The organism is Pyxidicoccus sp. M15 (assembly GCF_056858435.1).
In genome coordinates this window covers 4,912,675-4,929,190 of record NZ_CM166495.1, presented here as the reverse complement: position 1 = coordinate 4,929,190, position 16,516 = coordinate 4,912,675, and the positions used below count along the sequence as shown (strand labels likewise).

Below are 16,516 nucleotides of genomic sequence, written 5' to 3'. Positions count from 1 at the left end.
GAGCCGTCAGAGTTCCTTGAAGATGAGCAGGCCGCGCGAGGAGTCCGCCACGTACACGTAGCCATCTCCGGGGATGCGGACGCCGAGGGCCCCCTCGAAGGGGCTCTCGTACCGATGAGGGTCCGTCTCGCGGAAGGTGTTGTAGTGAGCCACCTGCTTCGGCCGCGTGGGATTGGACACGTCCAGCACTCGCACGCCGTCATGGTACCAGGCGATGTAGAGCAGGTTGCCGCGCAGGATGAGGTTGTGCATGGACGTGACGGGCCTGTGCGTGCGGAACTCGCCAATCTTCACGATGCGCTCGGGGTGGGTGACGTCGAGCACGCGAAGATGGGAGTAGTTGCCCTCGCCGCCCTCGAAGGCGATGGTGCGGCCGGCGAAGGTGCCCACCGCGCTGTGGTGCGCGAAGCTCAGGTCCGGACGGCGATACGCGCCCAGCTCGCGAACGTTATCCAGGTCGGTGACGTCCACGACGGCGTAGCCGTCATAGGAATTGCTGACATAGAGGCGGCCCTCGTAGACGAAGGTGTCATGCGCCCCACCCCAGCTGGCCTGGTCCGGGAGGGAGATGACGGTGAGCGGCTGGGGGTTCAGCGGCTGGGAGATGTCGTGGACAAAGGTGCCGCTGCTGGTGGCCATGGAGTAGAGCCGGTCGCCGTCGACGAGCACCGTGTGGGTGCCGTAGATGCCCGTCGTGAGGCTGCGCACGAACTCGGGCTCCGCGGGCTTGGAGATATCGTAGATGAGCGTCCCCGCCTCGTTGCTGGCCACGTAGAGCGCGTCGCCCCTGGCCCAGACGCCATTCCAGTAGTTGTCCCCGGGCAGGGAGAGGGTCTTCTTGAGCACGGGGTTTCGGGGGTCGCTCACGTCGAAGACGGAGAGTCCACCGAGGCGCACCAGGTGGGGAATCGAGACGACGTAGGCATGGCCTTTGGTGACGTAGACGTCCACGGGCTGGCCCACGGGCGTGTAGCCCTCGGAGACGAGCTCGAGGCCGCCGGAGGACTCGGGCTCTCCTCCCCAGCTGGAGACACGGATGCCCTCGAAGGTGCCCGACTGGATGAGCCGCGTCCGCCCGCAGTACGCGTAGCAGCCGGTGAGGGTGTCGGCGCCCTTCTTCTGGCAGCCCGCCAGGGTGACGGTGGAGACAGCGCCCGACGCGAGAACCTTGTGTCCGCGAACGAAGAAGCGGCCCGCCCCCGTGTCGCGCAGCTGGAGGGGCTCGAAGAACATGGTGCCGCCGTCTTCCTGGAACAGGGCGCCCGTGCTGCTGAAGGCGACGAGCCCTCCATCCGGTGGAGGCCGTGCGTCCCGGAGGGCGAACTCGTAGATGGCTCCGGCAGGCATGTCGGAGAGCGTGTCGCGGTTGCACTGCGAGAGGTCGAAGCGCGACAGCTCGTGGCAGGCCGTGACACTGGCGTCCCGGGTGTCGAAGGTACACGGCGCGAAGGAGCCCTGGTCCAGGAACTCTCCGCGCTCCTCGAGCTCGGTGTAGGTGCCATCCCAGACATAGGGCCCCGCGTCGGACGTCCCGGCGTCGGCGGGCGGGTCCGTGTCGGGTGAGTCGTCACAGCCAGCGAGCGACAGGGACAGCAGCAGGGCACTGACGGACACCAGGACTCGGAGGGGTGATGTCATGGGAGGCCTCCCGGAAGGGCGCCACGCGGAGGTGCGGGCGACCTTTCGGGAAACGGCGCAGCTCCTGCTTCAACCCTCAACTGTCTGGGAATACTTGCGGCCTGGTGGGGACCACGCGCTCGCGGACGGCGCGTGACGGGTTTCCAGCCTGTCTGGCCCTAGCGTTGCACTGCGCGCCGCTGTAACGCGGCTGGCGCGCTCACCGGGCCTTGCCACGTCGGTATCGCGGGTCTCGCTGACAGGGAGCGCGGCGGGAAGTACGCTCGCGGCGAGCGGATTGACCGCGTCCCTCCTCGCGAGACCTGCATGGCGCCTGGCTATCTGAACCCGGCACGCCTTCCCCTGGGCACAAGAGTCGGGCCGTGGCGCGTGCTGGAGCGGCGTGGACGCGGAGTCTACGGCGCCGTCTATCGTGCCCTCGGTGCGGAGCGAACCCTGGGGCCCGTGGCCCTCAAGCTGGCCCTGCACCCTGGAGATACGCGCTTCGCTCGGGAGGCGGAATTGCTCTCCCGCCTCCGACACCCGAGCGTCCCTCGCCTCGTTGGGCACGGGGAATGGCAGGCTCCAGATGGCAGGGCCTACCCATATCTCGCAATGGAGTGGGTGGAAGGAAGCTCTCTTCATGACTGGGCGAGGGCACACCGGGCCACCTCCCGACAGGTGCTCTCGTGCCTCGCCAGCCTCGCACGGGCACTGGAGGCCATACATGCAGCGGGAGGCGTGCACAGAGACGTGAAAGGTGAAAACGTCGTCGTGAGGGAGGCGGATGGTCAGGCCTTCCTCGTCGACCTCGGCTCCAGCCACTACCTTGGCGCCGCCACGCTGACCTGGCCGCCCTTCCCTCCTGGCACGCCGGCCTACCGCTCGCCGGAGGCATGGCGCACCGTGATGCGCCCCCCTCTCCCATCCGTGCCCTACGCGCCCGGGCCATCGGATGACGTCTTCGCACTGGGCGTCACCGCCTGGCGGCTGGTGACCGGAGAGTACCCTCCCTCGCTGGGGCTGGATGCCGAGGGCGCTCGCGTCTGGGACATGGAGGGCCCGGGTCCCCGCGCTCCGCGCGCGCTCAATGGGCGCTGCTGCGTGGAGCTGAGTGCCCTCGCGTCCCGGATGATGTCCGTGCATCCGGAGGCACGTGGCAGCGCACGCGAGCTGGCTGAAGCGATGGAGAAGGCCGCGTGCGAGGCGGGGCCGGACGCGGATGTGTCCCTGTTCGGCATGGAGGAAGCCCGGCCCGTGGACGTGAGGGTGTCCTCGCCGCGCGTTTCACTCCGGGGGCGAAATAAGGGAAGGAGACACTGGCGCATCGCGGCCGGTGCGGGCGTGTCACTGGTGTTGGGAATCGGGTGGCTGCTGAGCGCGTGGCACGAGAACTCCCCCGCGAACGCTCAATCCTCGGCACGACTGGAGTTGAAGGACGGCGGCACCGTGGCTGTCGGGGACTCCGCGCTGACGGCCCCCTTGTCCTCCACCGTGCCGCCGTCCTCGTGGTCGCCCATCGCCTTGGACGTGCCACCCAAGCCCTTCCCGGGACAGCTGCGGCCGGATGCCAACGGACGCTGCCAACACAAAGGGTACGTTCCCATCCATGGTGGCTGCTGGCTGAAGGTGGCCCTGGCCCCGAAGGACTGTGTCGGGATCGCCTACGTGTACAAGGAAGCTTGCTACGTGCCCGTCTTCCCACCCGATCGCCCTTCCACCTCGGGCCCTGCGGACTGAGAGGTGCACGCCCGCGCCGGAATCAGATGCGCGCCGTCCACTCGCATGACAATGGAGGCGGCGGGAATCGAACCCGCCGCTCGAAGCTCTCCGGCCAGAGCGCTCCAAAGCGACATCTTCGGCATGCCCGATGACACCTTCGGCCTGCCCCGTGGCCATCAGGCGTCACCCGGCGAGTGAGGTCTGGATCAGCGTGTCGATGATCCTCACCGTCTCCTCGAAAATCGGTGTGGCGATTCCTCGGAGGATGTCGTCCACGTCCTCCGTCCCGGTGACGACGCCGATGGAAGCCCACGCAGAATCCCCCTGGACGAGCACGGGGCCGCCACTCATCCCAAGGGCGGTCGCGTCCACCGGGTAGTACAGGGGCGAGGTCATCTGCTTCTCGGCCGTCACGGTGCTGGAGTACACCTTGCGGTTGCCCTCCCCTACCCTGGCGCTCACGCCTCCGGCGATGGTCGCAGCCACCCGGAGCGTGTCATCAATGGGAGTCAGCATCAGCGGGGCATTCGGACCTCCCACGCCTTTCTGGAGGAGCATCACCGCGAAGTCGAACGCCGGGCTGTTCGGGCGCTCGTCATAGCCCTGGGGAATCGCGTACCGGAGGGTGCCATTCGCGCGCGACGCGATGGAGTAGACGTCGCGGTCTCCGTAGAGGGTGAAGTGCACTTCCCGCAGGTTCTGCTTCCGCAGGAAGGTGAGGTTGTGCGCGGCGGTCAGGACGATGTCCCTGCGGTGCGAGTACATTGCCGTCTTCAAGAGGTACCCGCTACCAACCCACTTCCTCAGCGCTCCACCTTCCTCGAAGAAGATCTCCAGCACGCCAACGACGGTGTATGGGTACTGCTTGGAAGCGAGAAGGGGAGCCATGGCGGAGATCCTTGCTGGGGGACCTGAGCGCTCCCCACCCTCCTGACGGTGGACGCGGGTTCTTGTGATGGAGAAGTCGATGCCCGGCGCCTACAGCCGGGAGCGCCCCTGCTCCACGGGCGAGGTGTCCCCGGCGGGCTCGGCCGCCAGGGCCCGGGCACCCGCGGCGGGCGGTGTCCCACCCAGCCACGTGTAGAGCCGCGATGGGGGCTGGGTGCGCTCGGGCTCGGGCAGGCGGACGTGGGGGCAGGGGGAGCCCGGCGCTCCTGCGTGACAGCCGGGAGAATGCAAAAGAATTCCCGCGGGCGTTTCTCCTGGATGACCGGCGGACCGTCTTCCGCCATCCCCTACCGCCAGGAGTCTCCATGTCCCGGATTCTGTCCCTCAGCCTCTGCCTGTCCGCCTCGCTTGCCCTTGCCGACGGCTCCTCTGCGAAGCCAGCACGGCTCACCGTGGCGCAGAAGAACGGCTGGGTGGCCTACGAGAAGGACCTGAAGACGAAGGAGGACGCCGTCAACAAGGCCTGCGGGACGGCCGTGAAGAGCAGCTACGACAAGACGAGCTACCCCGCCTTCGACCCACTGAAGGACCGGACCCAGAGCGCCTGCGAGGCCGCGGTGGGCACCCTGGTCGAGGTCTGCCGCACCGCCGAGGGAAAGGCGGCGGTGAAGGAGACGCTCACCAAGACAACCTGCCGGCTGTCGACGGAGGGCACCCGGGTCTCCGTGGACGGGGGCGTGCTGCTCATCCACATCGATCCGGACAAGAGCACCATCGTCGGCAAGCAGCCCGGCGGCTACAGCTGGAAGAGCGCCCTCGAGGAGGTGCTGTAGACGTCCGCGCCCTCATCTCCCCTTGTCCTGGAAATCGAGTGAAACATACACTCCAAGTGAAACCGCAAAAAGCGGTGTCACTCAAAGGGGTGGGCCATGAAGAGCCGGATGCTGGCGTTGTGTATCACCGGGCTGCTGGGACAAGCGGGGTGTGGCGGAGCGGAGGGCGAAGCGACGGGCGGTGAGGCGCCACTGGGCGAGTCTTCGCAAGCCATCCGGGGAAGCATCGTCAGCTTCAATGGCGATGCGTCCTCGGACCTGCTGTGGAGGGACCAGTCCACGGGCAACATGGGCGCCTGGCTCATGAGCGGTCCGGTGCTGAGTGGAACGGCCACGCTGCCCGCCGTTTCGCCCTCGCTGATGGTGCAGGCCGCCTCCGACTTCGGCGGCCCCACGTCGGACCCCGACCTCGTCTACCACGCGACGACAGCCGCGGCCGGGGAGAGCGTGCGCTTCCTCAACAGCACCTTCTCCGTCCTCGGCATGGCCTCCATCTCGCCCCTGCTCCCGTCGGCGAGCTGGTACGTCGCCGCGTCCGGTGACTTCAACCTGGACGGGAGGACGGACCTCGTGGTGCACAACCGCGTCACGGGACAGCACTTCTACCGCTACCTCAGCGGGACGACGTCCCTGGGGAACTCCCCCATCACCTCCCGCCCCCTGCCCTGGCACATCGTGGGCGCGGCGGACATGAACGGGGACGGCAGGACGGACCTCCTCTGGAGGAACAAGAGCACGGGCCAGAATGAAATCGCGCTGATGAACAACACCGTCGTGCTCGGGACCGCCACCCTGCCCGTCGTGCCGCTGGCCTACTATGTCGGCGCCACCGCGGACTACACGGGGGATCGCCGCCAGGACATCGTCTGGCACAACCCCAGCACGGGCCAGGTGATGCTCTGGACGATGGCCGGCACCAGCTTGGTGAGCGCCACCACCCTCGGCTCGATGAGCCCCGGCTGCCCGGCCTGGTTCTCCCAGTCCACGCCGCCACCGGCCGTGTACAACTGCTGGTACCTCGTGGGTCCCCGGTAGCAGCCTTCTTTCCCACACGTCTCCAGCCGCCAGGGCGTGGGCGTCACGGCCCTGGCGGCACGGCATCCGTCCTCCCTAGAAGGGGACGTTGGGGATGACGGTGTTGTGGTCACCCGGCAGCTGGGGTGCGGCCTGCTTCGCGAGCTCCCTGATGCGCGCCGCGGAGCAGTTGCATCCCAGCGCGTCCATGAGCGGCTTTCCCCCCGGACCGACCGGCAGGTTCTTGACGGCGTTCCACGCGTTGATGAGGCCGAACTTCCGGGTGCGCACCGTGTCCCCCCGGAGCGCCTTGCAGATCAGCTCGAGGTCAGCGTTGCTGAACTCGGTGAGGTCCTTCGCGGTGTCGTCGCTCGAGTTGGCGGCATAGAACACCCTGCGTTGCCTGGAGACGGTGCGCCGTTTGTTCAGCGTCTGCATGAGCGCGCTGCCCGAGGTGAGGTCTCCCCGTCCGGGCAGGCAGTCGGAGACGAACAGCGGGGCATCTCCGAACCCCTGGAAGATGGGGTCGATCAAGGTCAGGCGGAGGTCGAGCTGGCTGGGGCCAGGCGCCGGCTCCAGCACGAAGCCCTTGCGATGGCGACCGCGCACCTTCTTCATGAAACCGCAGTTCGTCGGGACTTCCGTCGGCATCCATTCGTCGTCCGCGAGCGAGTGGTCCGCTCCGGTCGCGATGACCGCGCCGAGCGAATGCCCCACCACCTGCACCGTCGTCCCCGCGTGCTGTCCCAGCACCTGCGCGATGGCGTTGCGCAGGCAGTCCGCCGTCTCCATGGGGTGCTGATTGTCCGGGTAGAAGAAGTCGTAGACCTGCGCGCTGGACGGGAGGTTGTTGATGGCCGGGTTCATCGCATCCGGGCCGGCATTGATGCCGTGCACGGAGATGTAGGGCACCTTGCTCGGGTTGATGGTCGTCCTGGGCCGGAGCTCGCACATGCCACAGCGCGAGCGCATCCGTGCCGTCTCCGCGGCATTCGTCCGGTCACCCGCCGTGGTCGGCGTGGGGTTGAGCACGGGTGTTGGCGCGAGAGCGGCCGCGGGCGCGAAGGAGGCCTGCACTGACGAATCCTCGGCCCGGGCGGAGCCCGCATCCGCGCCACCGTTGGAGCCCGCATCCGCGCCAGGCCCGGTCCCCGCGTCATGCCCGCCGTCCGCACCTGCGTCGGAACCCGCATCGGAGCCCGCGTCGCCACCGCCTCCAGGACCGCCACCATGACCGCCACCGTCCGCGCCCGCATCGGCGCCCGCGTCCGTGCCCGCGTCGGAGCCCGCATCCGTGCCCGTGCCGGTCCCCGCGTCCACACCCGCGTCATCTGCACAGGTGGCCGTCTCGGTGAACTCCGCCTCGGGCGGCTCGCAGCCCGCGTCCCCGGCGTCGCCCGCATCTCCGGCGTCAGCGCCCCCATCACACTCCTCACAGACCTCGGGCTCCTCCTCTTCGTCGACGGACATCCCGCTGAGCCGCTCCTCCGTGCTCCCCGCCACCTCGTCCTGCCCGAGGCAGGCCGAGGCACCGACGGTGAGCATGAGCACCGCCAGGAAGAATGCGCGCGAGATGGGGAGACCGACTGTCGGCGGTGGCGGGGAAACCAGCATGGGCTTGTCCTGGGAGAAGTCAGCGCTGCGCTCTCCGCGAGCATAGGACAGACGGCGACCAGCGGACCCTGTATTTCTTGAAATTCATGACATCGCCCAGGACACCATCCCCTGCCCCGCGGGTGGAAGTGGGCGCCCAGGAGCTTCGCGAGCCCGACGACGGCTACGGCGACGCGCGGCCGACCTGACGATTCCGGGGGCTCGCGTCCCGGAGCCGTGGCCCCGGCAATGACAGAACGATGACCATCTCATGGACGGGAGCCCACCCTCTCCTCGGGGCGGCTGCGTACCTTGGACACCGGTGCACCCAACCGTCGTTCCCTCACGGGGCCACTCCGTGGCTCCACGCGCGAGGAGGCGCGTCCCAATCCAGCCATGAACTTCACTTTCTCGAGCTTGTGGGCCCACATGGGCATCGTCGCGCAGCTCATCGTCATCGTGATGGGCATCATGTCGGTGGTCTCCCTTCTCATCCTCGCGGAGCGCGTGCTCGTCTACCGCGCGTCCCGCCGTCACTCGCGCAGGTTCGCCGCGGAGATGGGCACGCTGCTGTCCAGCGGTGACTTCGAGGCCGCGGCCGACGCCAAGGCGGGCGCGGACGTGGGCTACCTCGGACGGACCATCCGCGCGGGGCTCGCCGCCTACCGCATCTCCGCCACGGACAGCCGGGAGGAGGCCATGGAGTCGGTGGCGCGCAGCCTGGAGCGTCAGGCCCAGCGCGAGGTGCAGAGCCTCAAGCGGGGCCTGGGCCACCTGGCCACCGTGGCCTCCACCGCGCCCTTCGTGGGCCTGCTCGGCACCACCATCGGCATCGTCACCGCGTTCCAACAGATGGGCGAGGCGGGCGCGGGCGGCATCGGGACCATCTCGACGGGCATCTCCGAGGCGCTCGTCACCACGGCCTTCGGCCTGCTCGTCGCCATCCCCGCGGTGATGGGCTACAACTCCCTGCAGGGCTGGGTGGATGCCCGCGCGGTGGACCTCTCCGAGGCGAGCAACGAGTTCCTCGACGCCGCGGGCCGCGCCCTCAAGCGCGCGCGCTCCGTCGCGGGCTGAGCGCGCTCCCTCCCGCGCTACTCGATGGGCGGAGGCTCGGGCTCTAGGAGGTGTGGTGGCTCCGTCTGTCCCTCGTCACGCAGCCGCAGCGCACGGTCGATGCGCGCGGCGGCGCTGATGAGACCGAGGTGGCTGAAGGCCTGCGGGAAGTTGCCCAGCTGCTCGCGGGTCAGCGGGTGGATTTCCTCCGCCAGCAGGCCCAGGTGGTTCGACGCCTCGGCGTGCGCGACGAAGACGTCCTCGGCCTCTTCGATGCGGTTGGCCAGGGCCAGCGCCTCGGCCAACCAGAAGCCGCAGAGGATGAAGCCGCCCTCGGGCCCCCCCACCCCGTCATCCATCCGGTAGCGGCGGAGGAACGGACCCGCGCCCAGTTCGCCGCGCAGCCAGTCGATGGTCCGGAGGATGAAGGGGTCTGTGGCTCGAAAGCATCCGACGATGGGCAGCAGCAGCAGCGCGGCATCCGGCTCGTTCCCACCGTACACGCCGACGAAGTGCTTGCGGGCCGGGTCCACGCCGTTGCGCAGGATGTCCGTGCGGATGACGTCCGCCAGGTCCGTACACGACTGCTCCAGCTCCAGCTCTCCGAAGAGCCGGGACAGGTGCTGCCCCCGGCGCAGCGCCAGCCAGCCCATGAGCTTCGAGTGGACGTTGTGGCGCATCTCCCGGCGCGGCTCCCAGATGCCGTGGTCGGGCTCGCGCCAGCGGCGGGCGGTGGTCTGGATGACCGAGCGGAGCAGCCGCCAGGTGCGCAGCGGGAGCCGGCCACCGAAGCGCTCGTAGAGGTACGCCGCGTCGAGCAGCGCGCCCGCGGTGTCGAACTGGAACTGGTCTCTCGCGCCGTTCCCGATGCGCACCGGGCTCGAGCCCTGGAAGCCGGCGAGGTGTGGCAGCTCCTGCTCCGGAGGCACGGGGCCTCCGTCCAGCGTGTACATCACCTGGAGCGGGTCGCCGCGCTGCAGGGTGTCGCGGACGAAGTAGAAGAACTCGCGGGACTCGCCCAGGAAGCCGAGCAGGTTGGTGGCACGCACGGCCATGGCCGAGTCGCGCACCCAGCTGAAGCGGTAGTCCCAGTTGCGAGGGCCTCCCATCCACTCGGGGAGCGAGGTGGTGGGCGCGGCCACCATGGCGCCGGTGGGGCCGTACATCAGCAGCTTCAGCACCAGCGCGGAGCGGAGGACGTGGTGGCGCCAGGGCCCCTCGTAATGGAGGCGCTGGGACCACTCGCGCCAGGCCTGGCGGGTGTCTCGCAGGTGGTCGAAGGGGCGGTAGGCGGCGATGGGCTCCGGCCGGTCCGAGTCCCAGGACAGAATCATCCAGCGCCGCTCGCCCGCGACCATCCGGATGCGCGTCTGGAGGCCCGACTCTCCCCGGCATGGCTGCCCGTGGAGCTCACGGCAGGGCCGCCAGTCCGTCTCCCCGCTGAGGACGGCGACCATGCGCTCGCCCCGCGCCCCGCGCGCGACCAGGCCGTGCTCCTCCCGCTCCACCCGCGTCTCCGAGGCGCCGTACCCGAAGCGCGGGTCGAAGACGACGTTCAGCTCCACCGTGCCCTCGAGGCACTCGAGGCGCCGGTGGACCTCGTGGACGGAGGACCGCGGGTCGTTCGTCCAGGGCATGTAGTCGATGATGCGGACGGCGCCCTTGCGCTCGAAGCGGAAGAGCGTCTCCAGGACGTTGGTGTCCGGGTCGTAGCGCTGCAGGCTCTCGAACGGCCAGACGACGGGGGTGATGCCGGTGATGCCCCCCTTCTCATCGTCGAGGATGCCCGCGAAGACGCTCGGGCTGTCGAAGCGGGGGAAGCAGAGCCAGTCGATGACGCCATCCGGCCGGACGAGGGCGCAGGAGATTCCGTCGCCAATGATGCCGCGGCCCGCCAGGGGGATTTCCCGGTAGGAGGCCGGATTGGAGAACCGGAAGGGGCGGGCCATTCGCTTCGCGGCGCTGTAGAGGTCCATGAGCAGCCGAGTCGCGAGGAAGACCGCGACCTCCCGCCCTCAAGGTAGGGACACGCGACCGCCCCGCCCGGACTCGCGGGTGGCTCGCCCGGCGGCCTACCCGCCCAGGGCTCGTTTCCCCGCCGCGCGTCGAGCGCCCGCTCACAGCAGGATGTCGGTGCCGAGCGAAATCGTCGGCCCCGTCTGCCCCGCCGTGTAGAAGCCGAAGCTGGATCCGGTGGGGCTGCGGTCGACGTAGATGAAGTGCAGGTTCAACCGCCAGCTCCGCGCGGCCAAGGGGAACACGCTGACGCCGCCAGACAGCTCCCAGGGACGTCGGCCGAAGTCGTCGAAGACGAAGGAGCCCGTGGAGTACACGCCCACGTACTTCGGGACGACCATGTACATCCCCTGGACGAAGAAGCCGTGGTCGAAGATGGAGTCCATCGGCACCGGACCGGTGGCCAGGAAGTCCGAGAGCCGGCGGAAGAAATACTCACCCTGGAACGTGAAGCCCCGGAACTTCGCCCCCACGTCGAGCGCCAGCACCTGGTAGTCGAGCTTGCGCACCGTCACCCCGTCCGCGAGCGCGTCCTGCTCGAAGGCCAGCAGCCCGTCGGAGAGACGAATCTGGGTTGCATTGGGCGCCAGGTCGAGCTCGTTCGCCCGGTCTTCCCGCGCGTGTCCCACCGAGAAGCCGAAGCGGGTGGCCACCCGCTGATGCTCCTCGAAGTCCGCCAGGCCGCCCCGCAGGCCGAACTCGCCCGTCGTGGGCAGCCACGCGACGGACGCGCTGTAGGCCATGTCGCGCGAGTCATTGGGCGCGGTGATGCCCAGCTGGCTCAGGTTCGTGTTCACCGAGAGCGTGTAGGTCAGCCGGTGGAGGGGCTCGCCCTTCAGCCAGACACCGGAGGAGAAACCACCCCGGAAGAACTCCTCCGACATCTGCCGGTCGCTCGAGGCCCAGAACGGATGCGAGCCCTGCATCGAGCGGGCGGTGAGCGTGGGCCCGAGGCCGGCGCCCAGCGTGAGGGCCTTGTTGAACCTGAACTGCAGGTTGCCGAAGGCCAGCGTCTGCTGCGTGGTGGGCAGCGACCAGACGGTGAGCGTGTACGTCAGGCGAGGGGTGAGCGCGAAGCCCGAGAACCAGAGCATCGTGCGGTGCCAGTTGATGTCGTGGCGCGTCTTGACGGTGCGCTCGCGCCCGAGATGGTCGATGAACGTCTGCTCCCCCGGGAGCTGATTCACATAGCGCACCAGGCCGTAGAGGCTCACATTCAGGCTGCCCAGGTCCGTCTCGAGCACCTGGAAGCCCCGGGCGGGGCGGAACTCGCCGGCAATGGCATTCTCGGCGGGCTCCAGGTCCTGCTCGTCCGGCTTCGCCTGGGCGGGGGCATCCACCGGGGCTTCATCCTGGGCCCCGGCCCGGAGCGGAACGAGCGCCGCTGCAATGACAACCAGCACCAGCAGCGGGCCATGGAGGTATCGACGGAGGTCTGGAGTCATGGAGCTCTAGGGAGTCGCGGAGCGGTTGCGTTGGGAGCGCTCCCACGCGCGGACCTTCACGTGGGCCGCGTCGAACAGGCGCTCGAAGTTGCCCTTGAGCAGCTTCGCGCGGACCTCTGGAGAGAGCAGCTCCAGCATCGGAACGTACTGCTCGTAGACGCGCAGGTAGTCAACCTGCTGGGTGGGGGCGACCTCGTCGGTGCCGAAGAGGAAGCGGTCGGGATAGCGACTGAGGGTGTCTGCTACGCGCCGAGTGGTCTCCGGCGTGGCCATGGCGTACTTCGCGACCTCGCTCCAGGAGATGTCCATGTACACGTGGCTGTACCGCGGGTCCGAGAGCAGCTCCTCCGCCATCGCCATGTGATGGGACACCGGACGCACCACCCGGCCCACGCCGAGGTGCGCCCAGATGATGGTCGTCCTGGGATGGCGTCGGAACAGGGCCTTGAGCTGCTCCAGGTGGACGGGAACCTTCTCCTGCTCGGCGAAGGGAATGTCGATGTCGTTGTGCAGAATCACCACGAGGCCCGCTTCGCCGGCGAAGTCCAGGATGCGGTCCAGCGCCGGGTCCGTCAGGCTGGCGACCTCGCCCGCGACTTTCGCAGACACGAATTCCTTGTGGATGGTGAACTCGCCAATGCCGCTGAACACCCCGGGGTAGAGCGTGAGCACCCGCTTGATGTGGTCCACCGCGTACATATCGGTGGGGTTGAAGCCGGTAATCATCGGCTCGAAGCGCGCGCGCTGCGCCCTGGACAGGGACAGATAGGCCTGCGCGATGAACGCATCCGTGAAGGAGTAGTAGTAGAGCGGCGCGTCCGTCTGCAGGTAGTAGGTGGGCGCGGAGTCCCCCGAGACGCGATGGGACCACTGCTGCTGCAAGGGAATGCCGAACAGCGTGGCCCGGCCCACCTTGTCTCCCATCACCCGCAGCATGTCGCGGATGTCGTTGCCCTCCTGGATGTAATTGGTCAGGTGGACGTGCGAATCGTGGAAGAGGAAGGGGGGCCGCGGCGGGGTGGCTTGCCCAAAGGCCGCCGCCGCCACGAGCAGGCCGAGCACAAGCCCTGAGCCCCATGGGCTCGGTGAAGCAGACAGTCGCGGCAAGGGCAGGCCTCCGGGCAGGCCTCCGCAACCTAGGGAGGCCCCTTTCCCCCGAGAATCCGTCGCGGGGGCGGGGGTGATGTCCAGTGCGCGAAGAGGAGCATGGCCCCTCTCTCATGCCGTGACCGGCCAGGCGGGCGCAGGAGGTGCCCTCCTCCCCCGGTACGCTGTCCTCTCGAGGACGTCGCCCCAGGTTCCTGGCTGAGAGCTGTCGGAAACCGGAGGGAACACCATGCTCCCAGGGAATCGCTCGAGCTGGAGGGCGCTCGTCGCCGTTCTGGCCGCCGTCGTCGTGGCGACTGGCGCTTCAGCGCAGACGTCCGCGCAGAAGCCGCCGCCAGCATCCGCGCAGGCCACCCCGCGTCCTCCCACCTCCCCCGCGGCCGGACTCCCCTCCGACGCGGAGCTCCAGTCGGCGATGCAGAAGGCCTGGTCGGCGAACAAGGGCGTCACCGAAGGCAAGAACGCCGACTACATCCCGGCGCTCGCCCAGGTCGACCCGGCGTTGTTCGGCATCGCCATCCTCACCGTCGACGGCAGGGTCTTCTCCGTCGGGGATGACAGCCAGGCCTTCTCCATCCAATCCATCTCCAAGCCCTTCGTGGCCGCGCGGCTGATGTCCGAGATGGGCATCGACAAGATGGAGGAGAAGATTGGAGTGAATGCCACCGGCCTCCCCTTCAATTCGATTGAGGCCATCGAGCGGAACAAGACGTCGGAGGAGCCGCCCACCGGCAATCCCCTGGTGAACGCGGGCGCCATTGCCACGGTGGGAAACCTGAAGGCCACCAACAGCACCGAGCGCTGGAAGAGCGTGCAGGGGACGCTCAGCGCGTTCGCCGGCCGCGACCTCCCGGTGGATGACGAAATCTACAAGTCCGAGGCGGCCACCAATACCCGCAACCGCTCCATCGCGGACCTGCTCAAGGCGTATGAGGTGATTCCGGGCAACCCGGCGGAAGCGCTCGATGTCTACACACGGCAGTGCTCGGTGGCGGTGAACGTGAAGGACCTGGCCGCCATGGGCGCCACCCTCGCGGCGGGAGGCCTCAACCCCCTCACCGGCAAGCAGGTGGTGAGCGCCGACGTCGCCGCGCGCACGCTCGCGCTGATGATGACCGCCGGCCTCTACGAGGACTCGGGGACGTGGGCCTTCGACGTGGGCGTGCCCGCCAAGAGCGGCGTGGGCGGCGGCATCGTCGCGGTAGTACCCGGGAAGTACGCAGTGGCCGCGTTCTCCCCACCGCTGGACAAGGCCGGCAACAGCGTGCGCGCGCAGCGGGCCATCGAGTCCATCGTGAAGGACCTCGGCGGCAACGTCTTCCGCGTCGCCCAGCGACCCACGCCCAGGCCCGCCCCGCGGTAGGCGGGTGGCCCTCTCGCTCACTCCTCTTTCTTGATCTTGAAGATGTGGTTGAACGCGTACTTCATCGAGAACTGGATGCGGTAGTCGTCATAGACATACCCGCCTCCGAGGTTGCGCCGCTGCCCCCACTGGAACTCCGGGCCGAACAGGAAGTCCTCCGTGGGGTGCACCAGCACGTTGGCCAGGGCGTAGTGCCCGATGTTGAAGGCCTGGTCGCCCTGGCCATTCGAGTTGCTCACATTCACGAACGAGTGCCCGAGCGTGCTGGTCAGCCACGGGGTCCAGCTCAAATCGAGGAAGGCGACCGTGCCCAGCACGCGCAGGCCCACGCCCTTGGCCGGCCGCTCCGGGTCCTCCGGGTCCACCTGGACGGCGATGTCCGACGCGGCGTCGTTCATGTAGTTCTGGATGGCATTGCCGTAGACGAGCTGCAGCTTGAGCACCGCCTTCTTCCACGGGAGCTTCACGTTCGAGCTCACGTTGACGCCCCAGCCCACCGCGTCTCCGGCCAGGTCGAGCGCGTCGGTGCCCAGGTCATCCCATTTGAGGTAGCGGAGAATCCCCGCCACCTGGACGTGGCCGAGCGCTCCGATGTACCGGTAGTGGGCCACGAGGTCGGGCGCGGGAAAGCGTGAGCTGACGCCCTCCAGTTCGTTCCGGTCGGCGAACCGGTCCAGGTCCGCCGCTCCACCCGGGCTTTCGAGGGAGACGTGTACCTCGGAGGGCGTGCCCTGAAGCGGACGCCAGCGAATCTGCGCGTTCCGGTAGATCACCATCCCACTGGGTCCCCAGTACTCGATGGAGTTCGGGAACACGTCGGGGTCCATGAACCCGCTCCACGTCTGCCCCGCGCCGAACTGCCCGAGCTCGCCGAAGGCGTGCCGCAGCCGGAAGGTCGTCTGCCCCGCATCGTCGCCGACGCCGAACAACTCCGCTTCGAGGTGGACCTTCAGCTCGCCCAGGGGCGTGAGCATGAAGCTCTTGACGCCGAGCCGGCTCTGCCGGACGCCGAAGAACACCCGTCCTTCGCCGCCGAACTCGCCGTCGAACGAGGGCAGCTTCGTGGGGCGCACCACGTCATACCAGTCCGGGTCGGTGGTTCCGAAGTTGTAGCCGGTGTCGACCATCGCGAAGCCGTAGACCTCCAACCGGGTCCCCGAGGGCTTCTCCGCGTCCTGCGCACCCGCAGGGAGCGCGCCGAGACACGCCAGCACACCCGCCCCCATCGCGGCCCACCCCATGATTCGCATCCGGCCTCCTGGAAGGGACCAGAGCGTGGGTGAGGGCACCGGCCCCGTCCATGAGACCCGCGTGCCTCGCGGCATCCGCCACCACACAGCGGGCGGTGGGACGAGAGCGGCAGTGCCTGGGAGCGCACACCGCCCTGCGCCTCAGGGGCAAGCCCTCCCGGATGGGAGCCCGGGCCCCCTCCCCGTCAATGCGTGGCGTGCCGCTCCACCCCGGCGCCCTCCGGCATCAGCCGGGCCAGGGCCTCAGGACGCAGGCGGTAGCGGGCCTCGAAGCCGTCCATCAGGTCCAGGTATTGCTCCAGGTAGCGGGTCATCAGAAAGTGCTGCCGCACCTTCTCGCGCGCCGCCTCGCCCATGCGGCGGCGCAGCCTCTCGTCGGAGAGCAGGCGCACCAGGCGGTCCGCGGCCTCCTCCACCGGGGACACGTACGTCGAGTTCACATGGCAGACGCCGCGGCCGGTGAGCTGCTTGCCCCTGGCGAGAATCCGCTCCACCGCCTGAGGGCCGATGAAGGGCTCGTAGTCTTCCACCGTGGAAATCACATGTCGGCCCTGCATGTCGTCCTCCCTCGCGTTCGAATGGGCCTGGTCGCCTTCGGTCTCGCGGGCAGGC

13 protein-coding genes are annotated in these 16,516 nt (G+C 68.6%); 5 read left to right on the top strand and 8 right to left on the bottom strand.

The window, feature by feature from the left end; translation table 11 throughout:
- Positions 1-6: 6 nt before the first annotated feature.
- Positions 7-1,638, bottom strand: a complete 1,632-nt coding sequence (locus ACX9TP_RS18700; protein ID WP_482981086.1) for an LVIVD repeat-containing protein — start codon at positions 1,636-1,638, stop codon at positions 7-9.
- A gap of 306 nt (positions 1,639-1,944) precedes the next feature.
- On the opposite strand from ACX9TP_RS18700, the gene ACX9TP_RS18695 reads away from it, so the two are divergent.
- The gene (locus ACX9TP_RS18695; protein WP_482981085.1) at positions 1,945-3,357 is read left to right on the top strand and encodes a serine/threonine-protein kinase; all 1,413 of its coding nucleotides are present in this window, start codon (positions 1,945-1,947) and stop codon (positions 3,355-3,357) included.
- Positions 3,358-3,522: 165 nt separating this feature from the next.
- On the opposite strand, the gene ACX9TP_RS18690 is transcribed toward ACX9TP_RS18695, so the two are convergent.
- Complete coding sequence (locus tag ACX9TP_RS18690; protein ID WP_482981084.1) at positions 3,523-4,227, bottom strand: trypsin-like serine peptidase; 705 nt, start codon at positions 4,225-4,227, stop codon at positions 3,523-3,525.
- A 365-nt stretch (positions 4,228-4,592) separates the two neighbouring features.
- On the opposite strand from ACX9TP_RS18690, the gene ACX9TP_RS18685 reads away from it, so the two are divergent.
- Together ACX9TP_RS18685 and ACX9TP_RS18680 are read left to right on the top strand one after the other, a co-directional pair.
- A complete protein-coding gene (locus ACX9TP_RS18685) occupies positions 4,593-5,060 on the top strand; it encodes a hypothetical protein (RefSeq protein WP_482981083.1) in 468 nt (155 codons plus the stop codon).
- A gap of 96 nt (positions 5,061-5,156) precedes the next feature.
- Complete coding sequence (locus ACX9TP_RS18680) at positions 5,157-6,095, top strand: FG-GAP repeat domain-containing protein (RefSeq protein ID WP_482981082.1); 939 nt, start codon at positions 5,157-5,159, stop codon at positions 6,093-6,095.
- 75 nt (positions 6,096-6,170) lie between these two features.
- Here the strand turns inward: ACX9TP_RS18680 and ACX9TP_RS18675 are convergent, their stop codons facing one another.
- Positions 6,171-7,688, bottom strand: coding sequence for an esterase/lipase family protein (locus ACX9TP_RS18675; RefSeq protein WP_482981081.1), 1,518 nt, complete (start codon positions 7,686-7,688; stop codon positions 6,171-6,173).
- Positions 7,689-8,063: 375 nt separating this feature from the next.
- Here ACX9TP_RS18675 and ACX9TP_RS18670 point away from each other — a divergent pair, with 375 nt between their 5' ends.
- Complete coding sequence (locus ACX9TP_RS18670) at positions 8,064-8,744, top strand: MotA/TolQ/ExbB proton channel family protein (RefSeq protein WP_482981080.1); 681 nt, start codon at positions 8,064-8,066, stop codon at positions 8,742-8,744.
- Positions 8,745-8,761: 17 nt separating this feature from the next.
- Here the strand turns inward: ACX9TP_RS18670 and ACX9TP_RS18665 are convergent, their stop codons facing one another.
- The 3 genes from ACX9TP_RS18665 to ACX9TP_RS18655 form a co-directional block, all read right to left on the bottom strand.
- Positions 8,762-10,699, bottom strand: coding sequence for a glycoside hydrolase family 15 protein (locus tag ACX9TP_RS18665; protein WP_482981079.1), 1,938 nt, complete (start codon positions 10,697-10,699; stop codon positions 8,762-8,764).
- A 141-nt stretch (positions 10,700-10,840) separates the two neighbouring features.
- Positions 10,841-12,184 carry a hypothetical protein gene (locus ACX9TP_RS18660; RefSeq protein ID WP_482981078.1) on the bottom strand — a complete coding sequence of 448 codons (1,344 nt, stop codon included), beginning with the start codon at positions 12,182-12,184 and terminating at the stop codon, positions 10,841-10,843.
- 6 nt (positions 12,185-12,190) lie between these two features.
- The gene (locus ACX9TP_RS18655; protein ID WP_482981077.1) at positions 12,191-13,246 is read right to left on the bottom strand and encodes an amidohydrolase family protein; all 1,056 of its coding nucleotides are present in this window, start codon (positions 13,244-13,246) and stop codon (positions 12,191-12,193) included.
- Positions 13,247-13,706: 460 nt separating this feature from the next.
- Here ACX9TP_RS18655 and glsA point away from each other — a divergent pair, with 460 nt between their 5' ends.
- Positions 13,707-14,654, top strand: coding sequence for a glutaminase A (gene glsA, locus ACX9TP_RS18650; protein WP_482981076.1), 948 nt, complete (start codon positions 13,707-13,709; stop codon positions 14,652-14,654).
- Between the two features lie 17 nt (positions 14,655-14,671).
- Here glsA and ACX9TP_RS18645 read toward each other — a convergent pair whose 3' ends face one another.
- The gene (locus tag ACX9TP_RS18645) at positions 14,672-15,904 is read right to left on the bottom strand and encodes a DcaP family trimeric outer membrane transporter (protein ID WP_482981075.1); all 1,233 of its coding nucleotides are present in this window, start codon (positions 15,902-15,904) and stop codon (positions 14,672-14,674) included.
- Between the two features lie 185 nt (positions 15,905-16,089).
- A complete protein-coding gene (locus tag ACX9TP_RS18640) occupies positions 16,090-16,461 on the bottom strand; it encodes a hypothetical protein (RefSeq protein WP_482981074.1) in 372 nt (123 codons plus the stop codon).
- Positions 16,462-16,516 lie beyond the last annotated feature (55 nt).